Here is a 19,747-nt window from a genome sequence, read left to right as displayed (position 1 = left end):
GATCGACAAGGAACACCTCCATGGCGGACATCCTGCCCGTCCTGGCGGCCCTCGGCTTCTTCGCCCTGTGCGCCGCCTACGTCCGCGGCTGCGAGCGCGTCGTCGGAGCCGACCGGGCGCCCCAGGTCCCACCCGACCCCCTGGAGCGCCCCGAGCGCGACGCGGCGGTGAACCGATGAGCTGGGAGGAGGCCGCCGCGCTGGCGATCTCGCTCCCCACGGCCGTCTACCTGGTGGCCGCCCTGCTGTTTCCGGAGAGGTTCTGATGAGCGCCACCGCGTGGGCACAGTTCCTGGTGCTGGTCGCGCTCCTGTGCGTCACCGCGCCCCCGCTCGGCCGCTACGTCGCCCGGGTCTACGGCTACGGCGACGGGGTCACGGCCCCGGGCGACCGCGTGTTCGTGCCCGTCGAGCGCCTGGTCTACCGGATCTGCCGGGTCGACCCCGGGAGCGAACAGCACTGGACGCGCTACGCCCTCTCCCTGCTGGCGTTCAGCGTCGTGGGGTTCCTCGCGCTGTACACGCTGCTGCGGACCCAGGGGGTCCTGCCGCTCAACCCCCTCCGCCTGCCCGGCCTCGACCCGCACGTGGCGTTCAACGTCGCGGTCAGCTTCGTGACCAACACCAACTGGCAGGCCTACGGCGGCGAGACGACGATGAGCCACCTGTCGCAGACGGCCGGGCTCACGGTGCAGAACTTCGTCTCCGCCAGCGCGGGCATGGCCGTCATGGCCGCCCTCGTCCGCGGGCTCGCCCGTCGCGGCGCGGGCACGGTCGGCAACTTCTGGGTGGACCTGACCCGCGGAGTGCTGCGGATCCTGCTGCCGCTGTCCTTCGCGGTGGCCCTGGTCCTGGTGGGCCAGGGGGTGGTGCAGAACCTGAACGGGCACACCGTGGTCACCACCCTGGAGGGCGCGAGCCAGACGATCCCCGGCGGCCCGGCCGCCAGCCAGGTCGCCGTCAAGCAGCTGGGCACCAACGGAGGCGGGTTCTTCGACACGAACTCCGCGCACCCCTTCGAGAACCCCACGGCCCTGAGCAACCTCGTCCAGAACTGGGCGATCCTCGTCCTGCCGTTCGCCCTGGCGTTCGCCTTCGGCCACATGGTCGGCGACCGCAGGCAGGGCCGCGCGGTCGCGGGGATCATGGTCACGGTGTGGGCGGCCATGTCCGTCGCGGTCATGGCCCTGGAGGGCGCGGGCAACCCGGCGCTCACCGGCGCCGGCGTGGACCAGTCCGTGGCCGCCGACCAGTCCGGCGGCTCCATGGAGGGCAAGGAGGTCCGCTTCGGCACGGCCGCCTCCGCCCTGTGGGCCGCCTCGACGACCGGCACCTCCAACGGTTCGGTCAACGCGATGCACGACAGCCTCACCCCGCTCGGAGGCGGGCTGACCCTGCTGCACATGATGTTCGGCGAGCTCAGCCCCGGCGGCGTCGGCGTGGGGCTCAACGGGCTGCTGGTCATGGCGATCCTGACCGTGTTCGTCGCCGGGCTCATGATCGGGCGCACGCCGGAGTACCTGGGCAAGAAGATCAGGGCTCCCGAGATCACGCTCGTCATGCTCTACGTCCTGGCCGTGCCCGTGGTCCTGCTCGGCCTCGCGGCGGCCACGGCCGTCAACGACACCGCGCTGGCCTCCCTGGGCAACGAGGGACCGCACGGCCTGTCGGAGATCCTCTACGGCTACGCGTCCACGGCCAACAACAACGGCTCCGCCTTCGCCGGTCTGGACGCCTCCACCCCCTGGTACACGTACACGATGGGCGCCGCCATGCTGGTCGGCCGCTTCCTTCTCATCATCCCCGTCCTGGCGATCGCCGGCTCGCTGGTGCGACGGCGGCCCGTGCCCGCCACCGTCGGCACCCTGCCCACGCACACCCCGCTCTTCTGCGCCATGACGCTCGGGGTCGTCGTGATCGTCGCCGGGCTGACCTTCCTTCCCGCCCTCGCCCTCGGCCCCGTCGCCGAGTACCTCGCACTGTGAGCGCACCCATGAACGACAACGAACCGAAGCTCCCTCCCGCCGGTGGGGGCGTGCTGACCGGGGGCGAACGCCCGTCCGTGTTCGTCCACCCGCCGGAGAAGCGGGGCGCGGAGTCCACCGCGCCCCGGGGCGGGCTCGTCAGCCGCCCGATCCTGCGCCGGGCCCTGACCGACTCCGTCCGCAAGCTGGACCCCCGCGTCCAGTTCCGCAACCCCGTCATGTTCGTGGTGCTCGCGGGCAGCGCGCTCTCGACGCTCGTGTTCGCCGCGCGCCTGGTCACCGGCCGCACCGACCACGCCGTGTTCGGCGCCCTGGTGATCCTCTTCCTCTGGGCGACCGTGCTGTTCGCGAACTTCGCCGAGGCGCTGGCCGAGGGCCGGGGCAAGGCCCAGGCCGCTGCGCTGCGGGCCGCCCGGACCGACACCGTCGCACGCGTACGCCGACCCGACGGCGCCACCGAGGCGGTGCCCGCCACGGAACTGACGGTCGGCGACGAGTGCGTCGTCACGGCGGGCGAGGTCATCCCCGGCGACGGCGAGGTGGTCGAGGGCATCGCCAGCGTCGACGAGTCGGCCATCACCGGCGAGTCCGCCCCCGTCATCCGCGAGTCGGGGGGCGACCGCTCCGCCGTCACCGGAGGCACCACGGTGCTCTCCGACGCGATCGTCGTCCGCGTCACCGCGCGCCCCGGCGAGACCTTCCTCGACCGCATGATCGCCCTCGTCGAGGGCGCCGAGCGGAGGAAGACGCCCAACGAGATCGCCTTGAACATCCTGCTGGGCGGCCTCACCCTCGTCTTCCTCGTCGCGGTCGTCACCCTCCAGCCCCTGGCGGTGTACTCGCAGGCGCGGCAGGACACCATCGTCCTCGTCGCCCTGCTGGTCTGCCTCATCCCGACGACGATCGGCGCGCTGCTGTCGGCGATCGGCATCGCGGGCATGGACCGCCTCGTGCGCCGCAACGTCCTGGCCACGTCCGGCCGCGCGGTGGAGGCGTCCGGCGACGTCACCACCCTGCTCCTGGACAAGACCGGCACCATCACCCTGGGCAACCGGCAGGCCGCCGAGCTCCTCCCCCTGCCCGGAGTTCCCCTGGAGGACCTGGTCACGGCCGCCTACCGGTCCAGCATCGCCGACGGCACCCCCGAGGGACGGTCGATCGTCGACTTCGCCCTCGCCGACCGGCCGCACCTGCGCGGCCGGTACGACGGCCGCGGCACGATGGTGCCCTTCACCGCGGAAACCCGCATGAGCGGTCTCGACGACGGCGGCCACACCGTCCGCAAGGGCGCCACCGACGCGGTCGCCCGCTGGGTCCGCGAGCGGGGCGGCGAGGTTCCCGACGCGCTGGGCCGACTGGCCGCCGAGGTCGCCGACGCGGGCGGCACCCCGCTGGCCGTCGCCGAGGCGCGCGGCGCCGGGCGCGAGCCCCGACCTCTGGGCGTCATCCACCTCAAGGACACCGTCAAGCCCGGCATGCGGGAGCGCTTCGAGCAGCTGCGCGCGATGGGCATCCGCACGGTCATGGTCACCGGCGACAATCCGCGCACCGCCGCCGTCATCGCCGAGGAGGCAGGGGTCGACGACGTCCTCGCCGAGGCCACCCCCGAACAGAAGCTCGCCCTGATCCGCCGCGAACAGGCCGGGGGCGCGCTCGTCGCCATGACGGGCGACGGCACCAACGACGCCCCCGCCCTGGCCCAGGCCGACGTCGGCGTGGCCATGAGCACCGGCACCCAGGCCGCCCGCGAGGCGGGGAACATGGTCGACCTGGACTCCGACCCCACGAAGCTCATCGAGATCGTGCGCATCGGCAAGCAGCTGCTCATCACCCGGGGCGCGCTGACCACGTTCTCCATCGCCAACGACGTCGCCAAGTACTTCGCGGTCATCCCCGCGATGTTCGCCGCCTCCCTGCCCGGCCTGGAGCGGCTCGACGTCATGGGGCTGGCGTCGGCGGAGTCGGCGATCCTCTCGGCGGTGGTCTTCAACGCCCTGGTCATCGTCGCCCTCGTCCCGCTCTCGCTGCGCGGGGTCAGGTTCCGGGCCCGCTCGGCGTCCGCGACGCTCCGCCGCAACCTGCTCGTCTACGGGCTGGGCGGGCTGGTCGCGCCGTTCGCCGGGATCAAGCTCATCGACACGGTCGTCTCCTCGTTGGGAGTGCTCTGACATGCTGCGCCAGATCGTCACCGCCCTCGGCATGACGGCGGTGTTCACCGCGGTCCTCGGCCTGGCGTACCCGCTGGCCGTCACCGGGGTCGCCCAGACCGTGTTCCCCCACCGCGCCGACGGCTCCCTCGTCGAACACGACGGACGCGTCGTCGGATCCGCGTTGATCAGCCAGGGGTTCACCGGGGAGGAGTACTTCCACCCCCGCCCCTCCGCCGTCGACCACGACGCCCGCGACAGCGGCGGCGCCAACCTCGGACCCTCGGACGAGGGGCTGCTCGGCGACGTGTCGGACCGCGCGCTCGCCTACCGTGAGGAGAACGGACTCCCCGAGGGCGCCGTGGTGCCCGTCGACGCGGTCACCGCGTCGGCCTCCGGCCTGGACCCGCACATCTCCCTGGCCAACGCCCAGATCCAGGCGGGCCGGGTGGCACGGGAGCGGGGATGGGACACCGGATACGTGGAGGACCTGGTCGGGGCGCACACCGCGGACCGTGCCCTCGGGGTTCTCGGCGAGCCCGCGGTGAACGTGCTCACGCTCAACCTCGCGTTGGACGAGGCGGCCCCATGAGCCGCCCGCGGACGCACACGGCGAACGAAGGAGACGCGGATCTGCCATGAGCGGTGATGAGAGCGGGGCGCCGTCGGTGCTCGTCGTCGACGACGACCCCCGTATGCGCAAGACGCTGGAGCTCAACCTGCGGGCCCGCGGCTACACGCCCCTGCTCGCCGACACCGGCGAGCACGCGCTCAAGCTGATCGCGCACCACCGCCCCGCTCTCGTCCTGCTCGACCTCGGCCTGCCGGGGATGAGCGGACTGGACGTGCTCCGGGGGCTGCGCGGCTGGACGGAGGTACCGGTCGTCGTCCTCTCCGGGCGGGACACCGAGCCGATGAAGGTCCAGGCCCTCGACCTGGGGGCGGATGACTACGTCGTCAAGCCGTTCGGCATGGACGAGCTGTTCGCCCGGCTGCGCGCCGCGATGCGCCGCACCCGCGTCCCCGAGCGGGAGGTGGTCGTGGAGACCGCCGACTTCACCGTCGACCTGGCCGCCAAGCAGGTCACCAGGGACGGTGCGGCGGTGCGGCTGACGCCGCGCCAGTGGCACATCGTCGAGGTCCTCGTGCGCAACCGCGGCCGGCTCGTGACCCACCGGGAGCTGCTGCACGAGGTGTGGGGGCCGGAGTACGACCGGGAGTCGAACTACCTGCGGGTGTTCATGACCAAGATCCGTCAGCGGCTCGAACCCGATCCGCCGCGGCCCCGGTACTTCCTCACCGACCCGGGGCTCGGCTACCGGTTCCAGTCCGGCGCCCCGGAGGAATGAGACGCCGGTGGTGACATGTCGTGACGGCGACATGTCGGGGTGTCGACTTCGGGGTGCGGGTGAGCGGATTCCTCGCCGGTTCGACCACGTCCTGTCGGACGGCTGAGCACAATGGGGGGTGGACCCCGCGCGCCCCATCGACCCCTTGCACAGCGCGCGGGGCCCGATCTCCTCGCGCCCGACAGGTCAGGGGCGGCGGGCCCCGGTCACCAGCCACGCGGCGCTCCGCGCGCGCATCCCGAGCGTGACCGCCCGCGCGAGGATCCACACGGCGAACGCCGCCCACAGGCCGACCAGCGCCCACGGCTGACTGTCCGCCAACCGGGGCAGGACCAGGGCGAACGGCAGGAACGCGAGCATCGTCCACAGCGACGCCCAGGCCAGGTAGCGCTGGTCGCCCGCGCCCATGAGCACGCCGTCGAGGACCATGGTCACCCCGCTCAGCGGCTGCAACAGGGCGGCGACGACCAGGGTGGCCGTGATGAGCGCGCGCACCTGGGGGTCGTCCGTGAACGGGACGGACGCCCAGGGCAGCACGGCCAGCAGCAGCGCCATGAACACCAGGCCGAGCAGGACGCCCCACTCCACCATGCGCCGGGTGGCGTTCCGGGTCCCGGGGACGTCTCCGGCGCCCAGGTACCGGCCCACGATCGACTGCCCGGCGATGGCGATCGCGTCCATCGCGAACACCAGCAGCGCCCACACGTTGAAGCTCACCTGGTGGGCGGCGATCGACTCGTCTCCCAGCCGCGCGGCGACGGCCGTCGTCACCAGGAGCACCACCCGCATCGACACACTGCGCAGGAACAGGGCGAACCCCGCCGAGGCCGAGGTACGCAGCCCGCCCAGGCTGGGTGCGAGGGACACCCGCGCGCGGCGCGCGGCTCGGGTGATCGCCGCGACGTACCAGAACGCCCCCGCGCCCTGCGCGATCACCGTCGACCAGGCCGAACCCGCGATCCCCCAGTCCAGGACCAGCACGAACACCGCGCACAGCGCCGCGTTGCCCACGTACGAGGCGACGGCGACCACCAGCGGGGTCCGCGCGTCCTGGAGGCCGCGCAGCACCCCGGTCCCGGCCATGACGATGAGCAGGAACGGCGTGCTCAGCAGACTGATCCGCAGGTAGGTGAGAGCGTGTGGGCGCACGTCCGCCGACGCGCCCAGCAGGTCGACGAGCGCGGGTCCCAGCGGCCAGCCGACCGCGATGGCCGCCACCCCCAGCAGCACGGCGAGCCACAGCCCGTCGACCCCGTCCCGGATGCCGCCGCGCACGTCCCCCGCGCCGAACCTGCGTGCGACCGCCGCCGTGGTCCCGTAGGCGAGGAAGATGCACACCGACGCCAGCGTCAGCAGCACCTGACCCGCCACACCCAGCGCGCCCAGGGCCTGTGTGCCGAGGGTGCCGACGATCGCCGTGTCGGTCAGCAGGAACAGCGGTTCGGCGACGAGGGCGAAGAAGGAGGGGACCGCCAGGGCGAGGATCTCGCGGTCGTGGCGGTGGCGGAACGGGGCCGCCGAGAGGAGTTTCGGCATGACCCCGTCACAGTACCGGACAGGCGTTCGACAGCCGCTGGGAGGTTGTCCACAACCCCTCCGAACCCTGTGGATAACTTGTGGAAAGGGGGTTCGTGAGACATCTTTCACGTGTCGGGTGACGCTGTGTTTTCGCAGGTGGAGACTGGTATGTGTGGATGGCGTGAAAGTTATCCACAGGTGATGTGCACAACCGTTGTCCCGGATGCCCCGCAGGGGGCGGGAGATGGTGGTAAAGGACGGGTCCACAACCCGCTCCGCGGCGTCCCCGCTCCCGGGCATGCGGCATGCTGGAAGGGTCGGTCCGCGTCCGGACCCGACACGGAGCACTGCCCCTGGGAGAGAGTTCGTGAGTGTTGCCGAGCCACCGCCCGACGAAGGCGGGTACGAGCGCACACCCCCGCACGACATCCAGGCCGAACAGAGCGTCCTCGGCGGCATGCTGCTCTCCAAGGACGCGATCACGCAGGTCGTGGAGATCATCCGGTCCGTGGACTTCTACCGCCCCGCGCACCAGATCATCTACGACTGCGTCGTCGACCTCTTCTCCCGGGGCGAGCCGGTCGACGCCATCTCCGTCAACGCCGAGCTGACCAAGCGCGGCGAGGCCACGCGCGTCGGCGGCGCCACCTACCTGCACACGCTGACCGAGGCCATCCCCACCGCGGCGAACGCGGGCTACTACGCCAAGATCGTCTCCGACCGCGCGGTCCTGCGCCGCCTGGTCGAGGTCGGCACGCGCATCGCCCAGATCGGCTACGCCGGAGACGGCGAGGTGGACGACCTCGTCGACCACGCGCAGGCCGAGGTCTACAAGGTCGCCGAGAAGCGCACCGGCGAGGACTACGTCATCCTCGGCGACGTCATGCCGGGCGCGCTCGACGAGATCGAGGCGATCGGCGCCCAGGACGGCACCCTCACCGGCGTGCCCACCGGCTTCGCCGACTTCGACGCCCTGACCAACGGCCTCCACCCCGGCCAGCTGGTCATCATCGCCGCGCGACCGGCCATGGGCAAGGCACTGGCGCTGGACACCCCGGTTCCGACTCCCCAGGGATGGACCACGATGGGTGAGGTCGAGGTCGGCGGCGAGGTGCTCGCCGCCGACGGCACACCCACCCGGGTGGTCGCCGCCAGCGAGGTGATGGAGGACCGGCCGTGTTACGAGATCACCTTCGACGACGGTACGAAGGTCGTCGCCGACGCCGGTCACCAGTGGCTGACGGACACGCGCGCGTCACGGCGGGCCGCCCAGGAGGCCCGTAGGCGAGGGGCCGGGAGGCCGCGTGCGCTCCCCGCCGTGCGCACGACCGAGGAGATCGCGCGCACGCTGCGCCTGGAGACGGCCGACCGGCGACCGAACCACTCGGTGTCCAACGCCCGGGCCCTGGAACTTCCGGAGAGGGATCTTCCCCTCCCGCCCTACTTCCTGGGCGTGTGGTTGGGGGGCGGCGCCCCGGACTCGGCGCGCGTCACCACCGCCGACCCCGAGGTCCTCACCAACATCGAGGCCGAGGGCCTGGTCACCAAGCCGGTGGAGTCCACCCGGCTGACCCACGGCGTGTTCCTCCCCACGGACGACGCCGACCCCGCCGGGCGTCCGGAGGGCGGCCTCGGCGGTGTCGCGGCCCTGCTCCGCACGATCGGCGTCCTCGGGGACAAGCACATCCCCGACCTGTACCTGCGCGCCTCACAGCGACAGCGCCGAGCACTGCTGGCCGGACTCCTCGACGGCGACGGCGGTGTGGACGCGGACGGCTCGATCCGGTTCGCGGCGAACGACGAGCGGCTGGCGGCGGGCTTCCGCGAACTCGCGCACAGCCTCGGCCACAGGACCGGGATGTGCGCCACGCGGGTCGACGGACGCGACGCGCGCTCGTCCGTCCGCTACACGGTCACGTTCGGATCCCGGAGCGAGGTCTTCGGGACCGAACGCAGGCGATCCGCGCACCGCGAGCGGGCGGAGGGCCGTCGGTACCGCCGCATCGACGCCAGGTTCATCACCGACGTGCGTCGCGTGGACAGCGTTCCGGTCCGCTGTGTCCAGGTGGACCACCCGGACCACCTGTTCCTGGCCACCCGGTCGATGATCCCCACCCACAACTCCACGTTGGCCCTCGACTTCGCGCGGGCGGCGTCGATCAAGCACGAGATGACCTCGGTCTTCTTCAGCCTGGAGATGGGGCGCAACGAGATCGTCATGCGCCTGCTCTCGGCCGAGGCGCGGGTGGCCCTGCACACCATGCGCTCGGGGCAGATGACCGACGAGGACTGGGCCCGGCTGGCGCGGCGCATGGGCGAGGTGGCCAGCGCCCCGCTCTTCATCGACGACTCCCCGAACATGTCGATGATGGAGATCCGGGCCAAGTGCCGACGGCTCAAGCAGCAGCACGACCTCAAGCTGGTCGTGGTCGACTACCTCCAGCTGATGTCCTCGCCCGGCCGGGTGGAGAGCCGTCAGCAGGAGGTCTCCGAGATGTCCCGGTCCCTCAAGCTCCTGGCCAAGGAGCTCGAGGTTCCGGTCATCGCGCTCTCCCAGCTCAACCGCGGTCCCGAGCAGAGAACGGACAAACGCCCACAGGTGTCCGATCTTCGCGAGTCGGGGTCCATCGAGCAGGATGCGGACATGGTGATCCTGCTGTACCGCGAGGACGCCTACGACCAGGAGTCCCCGCGGGCGGGCGAGGCGGACATCATCGTGGCCAAGCACCGCAACGGCCCCACCGCCGACGTGACGGTCGCCTTCCAGGGCCACTACAGCCGCTTCGTCGACATGGCGCCCGGGTAGCCGTTCTCGACCAGGGCGTCCACGACGGGGGCCGCCCTGTGCGGGGGCAGGGCGGGCGCCGAGCGCCCCGCCCCGCGATATCGGTTCGTCCATATCTCGGTTTGTGGTCAAGCCGATTTATCGACAAAGAGTTACATCAATATTACTCACAGTAAGAATCTCGGATCACCATCCCGTCGTGGAGCGCGAGACGGCGACCGGTGAACCGCGACCGCGCGCGGCGGTCGTGCGTGACGGTCACCAGCGTCCCGGTGTACCGGGACAGCGCCTCCTCCAGCTCCTCCACCAGTCCGGGGGACAGGTGGTTGGTGGGTTCGTCCAGCAGCAGGAGGTCGTGGGCGCCCGAGGCCAGCCGGGCCACCTCGATCCGCCGCCGCTGTCCGACCGACAGCGCGGCCACCCGACGGTCCAGCTCCTCCGGCCGGAAGAGGCCGAGCGAGCCCAGCTCGTCCCGGTGGTCCTCCGGATGACCGGGCCTCCCGGAGGCGTAGGCCTCCAGGACCGTTCCGGTCCCGGGCGGCCGTCCCTCCTCCTGGCGCAGCAGGCCGACGCGCCCGGGCACGGTCACGCTTCCCGAGTCGGGGGCCAGCTCTCCGGCGAGCAGGCGGAGGAGCGTGGTCTTGCCCGCCCCGTTCGGCCCGGTGACCAGGACGTGTTCCCCCCGGGCCAGCGCCAGGCGGGGCACGTGGAGCCGGCCGTCGACGGCGACCCCCTCCAGCACGGCGGCGGGTGCGACGGCGGTCGCGGCACCGGTGTCCGAGGCCGCGAAGTCGGCGTGCATCCGGAGCGGTACCGGAGGCGGGGCCACCGGGTTGACCGTCAGCCGGTGCAGTCGCTCCTTGGCGATGCGGATCCGGCTCCGGGCCCCGTGGTCGCGGCCCCGGAGTCTGAACGCGCCGTGCCCGAAGGAGGCCTTGGCCATCCTGCGCGGGATGCCGTCGAGGCGCTGGGCGTTGACGTCCGCCAGTCGGCGCTGACGTGCGACGTCCGTCGTCCACTCGTCGTACTCGCGGACCCACCGGGCCCTGGCGGCGGCCTTCGCCGCGAGGAACCCGTCGTACCCGTCGCCGTACCGGCGGATCCGGCGGGCCTCGTGGTCGACCTCCAGGACGGTGGTGGCCACCCGGGCCAGGAACGCCCGGTCGTGGGTGACGGCGACGACCGTCCCGCGGTGCCGACGGAGCCGTTCCTCCAGCCAGGCGACCGCGCGGTCGTCGAGGTCGTTGGTGGGCTCGTCGAGCAGGAGGAGTTCGGGCGAGGCCGCCAGCATCGCGGCCAGCGCCAGCCGCGAACGCTCCCCGCCGGAGAGCGTGCGCAGCGGGCGGTCGCGGTCCAGTCCGGGCAGGCCCAGACCGTGCAGAGCGGCGTCGACGCGGGCGTCGGCGTCGTAGCCGCCGCGCGCCTCGAACTCCGCGACCAGGTCGCCGTAGGCCGCCAGCTCCGCGGAGAGGGCGGAGCCGAGGGCGGCCTCGGCCCCGCGGATCCGGGCCTCCAGGTCGCGCAGCACCGCGAGGGCGGAGTCGACGGCGTCCGCGACGGTCCCGGTCAGGACCCCGCCGGAGACCCCGTCGAGGGTCTGCGGCAGGTAGCCGACGCCGCCGGGGGCGCTGACGGTGAGCTCGCCGTTGGAGGGGTCCTCGACTCCGGCGAGCAGGCGCAGCAGCGTGCTCTTGCCGGATCCGTTGTCACCGATCACACCGACGCGTTCGCCGGGGCTGACGGTGAGGTCGGCGCGGTCGAGGACGATGCGGTCGCCGTACCGCTTGGTGATCCCGGTGAGCTGGAGCTGGGACGTGGCTGGGCGTGGGGCGGTGGTCACGGGGGGCCTCCTGATCCGTGGAGTGGGCCGGTGGGACGGGGCCGCGGACCGGTCGGGAGTGCCCGTGCGACGAGGTTTTCGGACAGGCGCACGCTGACGGGACGCGCGCTGGGGTCCGAGGATGACGGGATCGTCGAGGCTTCCCAGGTCGACCGCGGTTCGACGACGCCGACGGAGCCGCACCGCAGGACAGCGGGCGTGTGTGCTCGGAACGTGGCGTCGGATGCGGGATCACAGGAAGAAGTACAGCCTCATGTCACAAGACGATACGTCTCGTCTCGTTCAGTGTCAACGCGGGTCGAGTGAGACCGGTGTCACTCGCTAAGCGCCTCTGTGGCCCCACTTACGGACAGAAGAATCTCCGTTAATGGCTATGCCGATTTGTCGACACTGCTCCGGGCGAGGATGGTCGCGGCGCGGAAGAGGGCGGCGCCGTGCGTCCTCGGGGAACCCCGGCGACGACGAAGGGCCGCCCCGCGGGGCGGCCCTTCGCGTGCTCTCCGGTCGGCGGGTGGTTCCGCCGAGGCCCTCGGGGCGGCTCGTCAGAGCCAGCGCGCCTCGGGGCGGGACCGGCCGTTCTCGTCGGTGACCATCACCCAGTGCGTGATCGGGTGCTGCGACCGCGTGCTGTCGGCGTTCTCGCGCGGCTGCGGGAGGCAGGCGGCGCCGCTCGTCAGGCGGCGTCGGGTCCCGGGCGCGGTGCGCGTGCGTCGGCGGTCGGTCGTGGAGCGAGCGAGGCGCGGCGCACTTTCGGTCCTGCGTGCCATGAAACCCTCCTCGTTTCCGTGTCTGATGAGTAAAGTTAACTCTATGTTCACCTAATAGTCAATCCAACCCTCTTGCGTGGAGGTGTGGAGATCGACTTCCGCGTCCGCGTCGAGCCGCCTCCCCGTACCGCGGCCACCGAAGAACGCCAGGTCGGAAGGGGTGCGCGTGGATCTCCACCGCTGGCGCGACAGCGGGGCTGTGAGATAGGAGACTGTGGCGCCGGAGAAAGGTGAACGGAAGGTGAACGAGGCGCGAACGTCAGGGCCGGAGGGGATCCGCGACCGCTGGAGCGCCGACGGCGGGCGGCCGGGGAGACACGAGTGGCACCCACCGTCGCGGCGGGTGCCACACTCACGTTCGCGGCGGGGCTACTCCTTGAAGATGAGCCCCACGACCTCCAGGTAGAGCTGCTCCGGGTACGGAATGAAGTTGATCTGGCTCAGTGCCTGGTCCTGACCGGCCGACTCCATCACGAAGGTGCCGTATCCGAGGAAGCGCCCCAGCAGGGTCCGCTCGAACCTCATGTCGGTGACCTTGCCCAGCGGCATCATGTTGACCTGCCGGGTGATCAGGCCCGTCGTGAGCAGGAGACGGGCCGACGTGATGACGAAGTAGTCCACCGACCACTCGGCGACGCGCCACACGAACCACACGACCACCAGCAGCCACAGCCACCAGATGATCGCCAGTGCCGCGCTGTTGTCCGCGATCTGCGTGTTGCTGAGGATCCCCGCGGCGATCAGCGCCCCGAGGACCGCTCCGACCGGGCCGATGAGGACCGCGGGATGGCGCCTGATCGTCACGACGTCCTGCTCGTGAGGCAGGAGGTAGCGGTTGACCGACGCAGGAGCGCTGTTACTCGACGCTACGAGCCGCATGGAACCGGACCCAACTCCCCACTACGGCAGCAGTGCGTTGACGAAGCGGGACATGGACTCCGCGCCGCCCATCAGGCCGCCCAGGGCGCTCTGGATCACTCCGGCGGCGCTTTCCGGCTGCGTGAGCAGATAGAACGCCACGAAACCGATGAGCGCGTAGCCGCCCCATTTCTTCAACTTCGCCACGACTGACTCCCCTTGGAATCCACCTGACCCACCAACCCAGCTGTGATTGTTCCATTGACGATGATGCCCGTAAAGCCTGGGGCGCACCCTCGGCGTGGCGGTATGTCGGCCATTCGACACTTACCGGCTCTGTCCGGTTCCGGTGGTGTTGGTAACACTGGGGTTGACGGTCCGTAACTGGAGTGGTCGGTGGGGCGAGACGGGGAACGGGGACCCTCCCGCCCGGTCCACCGCCCACGACGTGCGGCCTCCGACCGTCGGAGGCCGGCTAGCGCCGTTCGGCGAAGGCCAGGGCCAGGACCTGGAGGTGCTGCCGGGCGATCCGCTCCACGAGATCCGGGGTGGCGGAGCCGGTGACGTCCTCGGCTCCGTGTCTGGCCGCGTCCACGCACCGGGTCACGGTCGAATCGTGGTGCACGCCCGAGAACTCCGTCGTCAGCCGGTTGACGACGGGGCCGAAGCTCGGGTCCGGGGAGAACGAGGTGGCGGGGGCGGGAGTCTCGGGCATCTCACTCCTTCGAGGCCGTGGGGGTGGATGGCGAAGCGTGGTCGCTCGGGGGCTTTGGGTAGTCGTCCGAGGGAAGCCGGAACCGTTCGTCGGAAGCGGGCGGACACGAGGGGGTGTCGGTGGACCGTACCCGGTATGGGGGTGGTTTCGGGCTGACGGTTCACGCGGGTTACGGGCAGTCAGGAACCATGATCACTCTCATCTGTTACGTTCCCATCTCGAATTGAATTCGGCTGGTGCAAAGCCGTGTCGCCGCTTGCGTCCGTCCCGGTTGCCACCAGGGTCGACGCGGGGCTCCTCTGGCTCTCTGCCCGATTTTCGGCTGTTCATTCACTGCCTACCGAAAAGAACCAAAAAGCGCCCTACCGGGGGTTCGGCAGGGCGCTGACGCCTCGTGTGGCGGGTGCGGCCACGTCAGGAGCAGCCGTACAGCCGGTCTCCGGCATCGCCCAGGCCAGGGAGGATGAAGCCGTTCTCGTTGAGCCGGTCGTCCACCGCGGCCGTCACCACGCGCAGGGTCGCTCCGTGGTCGGGGTCCAGGGTTTCGGTCAGCTTGCGCTCCACGGCCGTGAGACCCTCGGGCGCGGCGAGCAGGCAGATCGCGGTGATGTGGTCGGCGCCGCGCTCCACCAGGAGTTTGAGCGCCGCCGCGAGGGTGCCGCCGGTGGCCAGCATGGGGTCGAGCACGTAGCACTGGCGGCCCGACAGGTCCTGCGGCAGGCGGTCCGCGTACGTGGCGGGCTGGAGCGTCTCCTCGTCACGGGCCATGCCCAGGAAGCCGACCTCGGCCGTCGGCAGCAGGCGGGTCATGCCGTCGAGCATGCCCAGACCGGCCCGCAGGATCGGCACGACGAGCGGGGTGGGCCGCGTCAACTGGGTGCCCGTGGTCTCCACGAGCGGAGTCTGGATAGTGACGTCCGTCACGCGAACGTCCCGCGTCGCCTCGTAGGCGAGCAGGGTCACCAACTCGTCGGTCAGGCGCCGGAAGGTCGGGGAGTCGGTCCGCACGTCGCGCAGGGTGGTCAGTTTGTGCGCGACCAGGGGGTGGTCGACGACCAGGGTTTCCAAAGCGTTCTCCGGATGAGCTGGGATAACGGGACGGTGGCTGGGGAGGTTTCGGCCAGCCCGAGTCTAACCGTGCGTACCACCCGCGCACCGGGTGCGCGGGTGGTACGCCGTGGCGTCCCGCGACCGCCGACCAGGCGCGCGGAGCGGCCGATCCCGACGGTGTGGGCCCGGGCACGCGCCAGTCGTGAGAACGTGGGGCGCGTTGACGGGTGACAAGGGCGACCCCGGAACGGAAGTGATCGTTACCATGGCACTCGCACGGGCGATCAGGCGTTCCTTCGCCCGCACCGATACACCAGCCGGGTTGGGGTGACGATGACAGTGCTCGATCATGGCGACGACGACTCGGGTGACTTCGCGGCCGTCGCGTACAGGGAAGAGGACTGCTGGGACGTCGACCTGCTCCCGGTGGCCCTCACACACGACCTCAAGGGTCTCATCCACGCGCTGCGCCAGCAGCCCAGCATCAGCGGCTCCCTCGGACTGGTGGCGGTCGGGGACGACTTCTTCATCATCGTCCGGGTCTACGGCGAGGAGGTCTCCCTCTTCCTCTCGGACGTGACCGCGTCCGTGGACTGGCAGGTCGCCCGGGACGTGCTCGACTACCTCGACATCGACCTCCCCGACGACGACGACCTCGACCAGGTGCTGCCCGCCGGGGACCTGTCGATCGTCGCGGACCTGGGACTGGACGAGATGGAGCTCGGCGCCCTCGCCGGCGACCTCGACCTGTATCCCGACGAGGTGCTGGCCAGCGTGTCCGAACGGTTGGGATTCGCCCAGTCCTTCCAGCGTGTACTTGACGGTATGGGGTAGGGACAGCTGGAGAACGACCACGGAGAACAGGAGAGCACGCGGTGTCGACCTTCGCAGCTGTCTTCGCTCCCAACGGGAAGGCGTGGCGGGGAACCGAGGTCGATCTCGGGGCGGTGGACGTGATCGACGACGTCACCGACCTGATGATCGACTTCGCCGTCGAGCGGGGGAGCGACCTGTCCCTCCTGCTCGTGGACGCCGACGACGAGTGGTTCGCCATCGTGCGGGCCGAGGAGAGCGGCGAGCCCCGTGTCTACCTGTCCGACGCTCGCGTGGTGCACGACCATCCTCTCGCGGGGGTGCTGTCCGAGGCGGGCGGACTGGGCGCGCCCCAGCCCGCGGAGAGCGCGGGGGCGCGGCCCAACCCGGTGCCGACCGGGGACGGCGACCTGCTCACCGACCTCGGTGTGACCGGGGACGAACTCCGCTCGCTGTCGACCGGCGGCGGCGTCCTTCCCAGTGACGTGCTGGCCGTCGTGGCCGAGCGCGCCGGATTCTCGGACATCCTCGACGGCATGAGGCTGTGATCGACCGGGAGGCCGCGGACGCCGCCCTGAGGCTCGCGATCGACGAGGGCGAGCGGGCCCTGGAGACGGGCGACGTGCCCGTGGGCGCCGTCGTGCTGGACGCCGACGGCACGGTCCTGGGCACGGGCCGCAACGAGCGCGAGGCGACCGGGGACCCCACGGCGCACGCCGAGGTGCTGGCGCTGCGCGCGGCGGCGCGGGCGCGCGGTGAGTGGCGGCTGGGCGGCTGCACGCTGGCGGTGACGCTGGAGCCGTGCCTGATGTGCGCGGGCGCGGTGGTGCTGTCGCGGGTGGACCGCCTGGTGTTCGGCGCGAGGGACGCGAAGGCGGGAGCGGTCGGGTCGGTGTGGGACGTGGTGCGCGACCCCCGGCTCAACCACCGTCCCGAGGTCCTCCCGCCGGATCTGGTCAGCGAGGACGTCGCCGAAACGTGCGCCGAACTGCTTTCCCGGTTTTTCGCACGCCGCCGCATCCGGTAGAGTGCCTCTCGGTGGAGTCGCCTAGTGGCCGATGGCGCCCGCCTCGAAAGCGGGTAAGGGGCAACCCTTCGAGGGTTCAAATCCCTCCTCCACCGCCACCAGCCGTCCCCGGCAGCGCCGGGGGCGGCTTCTTTCGTGCCTGTTCGGGGAAGCTCCGGCGTGGGCCGCGGTCGACTTCGGTCGACAGGGGACCCACGACCGCCGGCGCCGGGACCTCCGTCCCGTGGCGGATGCGGACATCCGGACGCCGCGAAGAGGCTGGGGGTCAGGTCTCACCCCCGCGCTTCGAGTTCCTCCAGATCCTCGATCGCCTCGTCCAGCCAGGTGACCCAGAAGGTCTCCATGTCGATTCCCGCCCTGAGGACCAGGCGCTGCACGCGGTCGCGGTCCGTGCCCCGTTCGCGGGCCGCGTCGCGCTTCTCGATGCCCCGGTACTCCTCCAACTGGGCGGCGTGCAGCTCCCGGTGGCGGCGCAGTTCCGCCACGAGCCCTCCGACCCCTACGACCCCCGCCGCGCGCAGTCGCAGCGGCAGGGGGTCGCGGATCGGCCGGGGGTCCTCCGACTCGTCGACCCAGCGCGCCAGCTCGGTGCGGCCGGTCGGCAGCACCTCGTAGGTCTTGCGCTTGCCCCGGGCCGGTGTGTCGGAGGGCAGCGTCCTGATCAGTCCCTCCTTCTCCAGCTTGCCCAGCTCGCGGTAGATCTGCTGGTGCGTCGCGGACCAGAAGTACCCGATCGACCGGTCGAACCGGTGCGTGAGGTCCAACCCGGAGGACGGCTTCTCCAGCAGGGCGGTGAGGATCGCGTGGGGCAGGGACATGAGCGCATTCTAGGTTCGGCTCACAGGGCGGCGGCCAGTTCCGTGCCCTGCTTGATCGCGCGCTTGGCGTCCAGCTCGGCGGCCACGTCGGCGCCGCCGATCAGGTGTGCCCGGCGCCCGGCGGCGGCCAGTTCGTCGGCGAGGTCGCGGCGCGGGTCCTGACCCGCGCAGACCACGACGGTGTCCACGTCGAGCACGCGGCTCTCACCGTCGACGGTCAGGTGCAGGCCCTCGTCGTCGAATCGGTCGTAGTCGGCGCCCGCGACCATCTCCACGCCCCGGTGGCGCAGTTCGAGGCGGTGGATCCATCCGGTGGTCTTGCCGAGTCCGGCGCCGACCTTGCTGGTCTTGCGCTGGAGGAGGTGGACGGTGCGGGGCGGTGCGGGGCGCGTGGGCTCGGTGAGGCCGCCGGGGGTGGTGTGGTCGGTGTCCACGCCCCACTGGCGGAAGAACTCGTCGGGGTCCAGGCTGGCCTTCTCGCCGCCGTCGGTGAGGAACTCCGCGACGTCGAAGCCGATGCCGCCCGCGCCGATGATCGCGACCCGCTCGCCGACGGTCGCCTCGCCCCGCAGGACATCGACGTAGCTGACCACCTTCGGGTGGTCGAAGCCGGGGATCTCGGGGGTGCGGGGGGTGACGCCGGTGGCGAGCACGATCTCGTCGTACGCGTCGAGGTCGGCGGCGGCGACGCGGGTCCTGAGCCGTACGTCCACGCCGTGTTTGCCGAGTTGGACGCGGTAGTAGCGCAGGGTCTCGTCGAACTCCTCCTTGCCGGGCACCCTGCGGGCCATGTTGAGCTGGCCGCCGATCTCGTCGGCCGCGTCGAAGAGGGTGACCGTGTGCCCGCGCTCGGCGGCGGACACGGAGAAGGCGAGTCCGGCGGGCCCGGCGCCGACCACGGCCACGTTCTTGCGGGTGCGGGTGGGGGACAGGACGAGTTCGGTCTCGTGGCAGGCCCGGGGGTTCACGAGGCAGGAGGTGATCTTGAGGCTGAAGGTGTGGTCCAGGCAGGCCTGGTTGCAGCCGATGCAGGTGTTGATCTCCTCGGGAGCGCCCGCCTCGGCCTTGTTGACGAAGTCGGGGTCGGCGAGGAGGGGCCGGGCGAGGGAGACCATGTCGGCGTGGCCGTCGGCGAGGATCTCCTCGGCCACCGCCGGGGTGTTGATCCGGTTGACGGCGACCAGGGGGAGGGACACCTCTCCCATGAGCTTGCGGGTCACCCAGCTGTAGGCGCCGCGCGGGACGGAGGTGGCGATGGTGGGGATGCGGGCCTCGTGCCAGCCGATGCCGGTGTTGATGATCGTCGCGCCGGCGGCCTCGACCGCCTTGGCGAGCCGGACGACCTCGTCGAACGTGGAGCCGCCGGGTACGAGGTCGAGCATGGACAGGCGGTAGACGACGATGAAGTCGGGGCCGACGCGCTCGCGGACGCGGCGGACGATCTCCAGGGGGAAGCGCGTGCGGTTCTCGTAGGAGCCGCCCCACCGGTCCTCGCGTCTGTTGGTCGCGGACACGATGAACTGGTTGATGAGGTAGCCCTCGGAGCCCATGATCTCGACGCCGTCGTATCCGGCGCTCCTGGCGAGCTCGGCGGCGCGGGCGAAGTCGTCGATGGTGCGCTCGACGTCCTCGTCGGTCAGCTCGCGGGGGGTGAAGGGGCTGATCGGCGCCTGGATCGCGCTCGGCGCGACGGACTCCTCGCTGAAGGCGTAGCGGCCGGTGTGCAGGATCTGCATGGCGATCCGGCCGCCCGCGCGGTGGACGGCCCCGGTGATCACCCGGTGCTCGTCGGCCTCGGCCTCGGTGGTGAGCTTGGCGGCGCCCTTGAAGGTGACGCCCTCCTCGTTGGGGGAGATGCCTCCGGTGATGATGAGGCCCACGCCGCCCCGGGCGCGCTCGGCGTAGAAGGCGGCCATCCGCTCGAAGCCGCCGGGGACCTCCTCCAGGCCCACGTGCATGGAGCCCATGATCACGCGGTTGGGGAGGGTGGTGTAGCCCAGGTCCAGTGGTGCCAGCAGGTGCGGGTACTCGCTCATGTGGTCTCCTCGCGCGGTGCGTCGCGGGTCGGTGTCCGGCC

Annotated in this window: 19 protein-coding genes and 1 tRNA gene; 11 read left to right on the top strand and 9 right to left on the bottom strand. The window is 71.4% G+C overall.

Features of this window, described 5'->3' with window-relative positions:
* Positions 1 to 20 precede the first annotated feature (20 nt).
* Genes ACIBFB_RS13980 through ACIBFB_RS13955 form a run of 6 tightly spaced genes read left to right on the top strand, consistent with a single transcriptional unit; the run spans position 21 to position 5,479 of the window.
* Positions 21 to 179 carry a potassium transporter Trk gene (locus tag ACIBFB_RS13980; protein ID WP_397229878.1) on the top strand — a complete coding sequence of 53 codons (159 nt, stop codon included), beginning with the start codon at positions 21 to 23 and terminating at the stop codon, positions 177 to 179.
* Positions 176 to 265, top strand: a complete 90-nt coding sequence (locus ACIBFB_RS13975) for a potassium-transporting ATPase subunit F (protein WP_397229876.1) — start codon at positions 176 to 178, stop codon at positions 263 to 265. Before ACIBFB_RS13980 ends, ACIBFB_RS13975 begins: the two co-directional genes overlap by 4 nt.
* Positions 265 to 1,983, top strand: coding sequence for a potassium-transporting ATPase subunit KdpA (kdpA, locus tag ACIBFB_RS13970; protein ID WP_397229874.1), 1,719 nt, complete (start codon positions 265 to 267; stop codon positions 1,981 to 1,983). Before ACIBFB_RS13975 ends, kdpA begins: the two co-directional genes overlap by 1 nt.
* 8 nt (positions 1,984 to 1,991) lie before the next feature.
* Positions 1,992 to 4,151, top strand: a complete 2,160-nt coding sequence (gene kdpB / locus ACIBFB_RS13965; RefSeq protein WP_397229872.1) for a potassium-transporting ATPase subunit KdpB — start codon at positions 1,992 to 1,994, stop codon at positions 4,149 to 4,151.
* Between the two features lies 1 nt (position 4,152).
* Complete coding sequence (kdpC, locus tag ACIBFB_RS13960; RefSeq protein ID WP_397229870.1) at positions 4,153 to 4,722, top strand: K(+)-transporting ATPase subunit C; 570 nt, start codon at positions 4,153 to 4,155, stop codon at positions 4,720 to 4,722.
* Between the two features lie 46 nt (positions 4,723 to 4,768).
* Complete coding sequence (locus tag ACIBFB_RS13955; protein ID WP_397229868.1) at positions 4,769 to 5,479, top strand: response regulator; 711 nt, start codon at positions 4,769 to 4,771, stop codon at positions 5,477 to 5,479.
* A 186-nt stretch (positions 5,480 to 5,665) separates the two neighbouring features.
* Here the strand turns inward: ACIBFB_RS13955 and ACIBFB_RS13950 are convergent, their stop codons facing one another.
* Entirely contained in the window at positions 5,666 to 7,015 is a 1,350-nt protein-coding gene (locus ACIBFB_RS13950; RefSeq protein WP_397229866.1) for an MATE family efflux transporter, read from the bottom strand.
* 349 nt (positions 7,016 to 7,364) lie between these two features.
* Between ACIBFB_RS13950 and dnaB the strand changes: the two genes are divergently transcribed.
* Positions 7,365 to 9,803 carry a replicative DNA helicase gene (dnaB, locus tag ACIBFB_RS13945; protein ID WP_397229864.1) on the top strand — a complete coding sequence of 813 codons (2,439 nt, stop codon included), beginning with the start codon at positions 7,365 to 7,367 and terminating at the stop codon, positions 9,801 to 9,803.
* Positions 9,804 to 9,945: 142 nt separating this feature from the next.
* Here dnaB and abc-f read toward each other — a convergent pair whose 3' ends face one another.
* The 6 genes from abc-f to upp all read right to left on the bottom strand — a co-directional run bounded on the left by abc-f (position 9,946) and on the right by upp (position 15,030).
* Positions 9,946 to 11,622 (bottom strand): ribosomal protection-like ABC-F family protein, encoded by a 1,677-nt coding sequence (gene abc-f / locus ACIBFB_RS13940; RefSeq protein ID WP_397229861.1) that lies wholly within the window; start codon positions 11,620 to 11,622, stop codon positions 9,946 to 9,948.
* A 542-nt stretch (positions 11,623 to 12,164) separates the two neighbouring features.
* On the bottom strand, positions 12,165 to 12,389 hold the full coding sequence (locus tag ACIBFB_RS13935; RefSeq protein ID WP_397229859.1) for a hypothetical protein: 225 nt from the start codon (positions 12,387 to 12,389) through the stop codon (positions 12,165 to 12,167).
* Positions 12,390 to 12,758: 369 nt separating this feature from the next.
* On the bottom strand, positions 12,759 to 13,268 hold the full coding sequence (locus ACIBFB_RS13930) for a PH domain-containing protein (protein ID WP_397229857.1): 510 nt from the start codon (positions 13,266 to 13,268) through the stop codon (positions 12,759 to 12,761).
* Between the two features lie 21 nt (positions 13,269 to 13,289).
* Positions 13,290 to 13,454 carry a hypothetical protein gene (locus ACIBFB_RS13925; RefSeq protein ID WP_170293704.1) on the bottom strand — a complete coding sequence of 55 codons (165 nt, stop codon included), beginning with the start codon at positions 13,452 to 13,454 and terminating at the stop codon, positions 13,290 to 13,292.
* Between the two features lie 268 nt (positions 13,455 to 13,722).
* The gene (locus tag ACIBFB_RS13920) at positions 13,723 to 13,962 is read right to left on the bottom strand and encodes a hypothetical protein (protein ID WP_397229855.1); all 240 of its coding nucleotides are present in this window, start codon (positions 13,960 to 13,962) and stop codon (positions 13,723 to 13,725) included.
* Between the two features lie 414 nt (positions 13,963 to 14,376).
* Positions 14,377 to 15,030: a uracil phosphoribosyltransferase gene (upp, locus tag ACIBFB_RS13915; RefSeq protein ID WP_397229853.1), complete on the bottom strand. Its 654-nt coding sequence runs from the start codon at positions 15,028 to 15,030 to the stop codon at positions 14,377 to 14,379.
* A gap of 315 nt (positions 15,031 to 15,345) precedes the next feature.
* Here upp and ACIBFB_RS13910 point away from each other — a divergent pair, with 315 nt between their 5' ends.
* From ACIBFB_RS13910 to ACIBFB_RS13895, 4 genes are all read left to right on the top strand, one after another.
* Positions 15,346 to 15,846, top strand: coding sequence for a tRNA adenosine deaminase-associated protein (locus ACIBFB_RS13910; RefSeq protein ID WP_075925907.1), 501 nt, complete (start codon positions 15,346 to 15,348; stop codon positions 15,844 to 15,846).
* A gap of 41 nt (positions 15,847 to 15,887) precedes the next feature.
* Positions 15,888 to 16,373, top strand: a complete 486-nt coding sequence (locus ACIBFB_RS13905) for a tRNA adenosine deaminase-associated protein (RefSeq protein ID WP_397229850.1) — start codon at positions 15,888 to 15,890, stop codon at positions 16,371 to 16,373.
* Positions 16,373 to 16,852, top strand: coding sequence for a nucleoside deaminase (locus ACIBFB_RS13900; protein WP_397229974.1), 480 nt, complete (start codon positions 16,373 to 16,375; stop codon positions 16,850 to 16,852). Before ACIBFB_RS13905 ends, ACIBFB_RS13900 begins: the two co-directional genes overlap by 1 nt.
* 10 nt (positions 16,853 to 16,862) lie before the next feature.
* A tRNA-Ser gene (locus ACIBFB_RS13895) sits at positions 16,863 to 16,950 on the top strand.
* Between the two features lie 174 nt (positions 16,951 to 17,124).
* On the opposite strand, the gene ACIBFB_RS13890 is transcribed toward ACIBFB_RS13895, so the two are convergent.
* Positions 17,125 to 17,670: a PadR family transcriptional regulator gene (locus tag ACIBFB_RS13890; protein ID WP_397229848.1), complete on the bottom strand. Its 546-nt coding sequence runs from the start codon at positions 17,668 to 17,670 to the stop codon at positions 17,125 to 17,127.
* 20 nt (positions 17,671 to 17,690) lie between these two features.
* Positions 17,691 to 19,706, bottom strand: coding sequence for an FAD-dependent oxidoreductase (locus tag ACIBFB_RS13885; protein ID WP_397229846.1), 2,016 nt, complete (start codon positions 19,704 to 19,706; stop codon positions 17,691 to 17,693).
* Positions 19,707 to 19,747 lie beyond the last annotated feature (41 nt).

Source organism: Nocardiopsis sp. NPDC050513 (assembly GCF_044457925.1).
In the GTDB taxonomy this organism is placed as follows: domain Bacteria; phylum Actinomycetota; class Actinomycetes; order Streptosporangiales; family Streptosporangiaceae; genus Nocardiopsis.
Note: the sequence above shows the minus strand (reverse complement) of the source record. Positions and strands in the feature narration are given on the sequence as shown.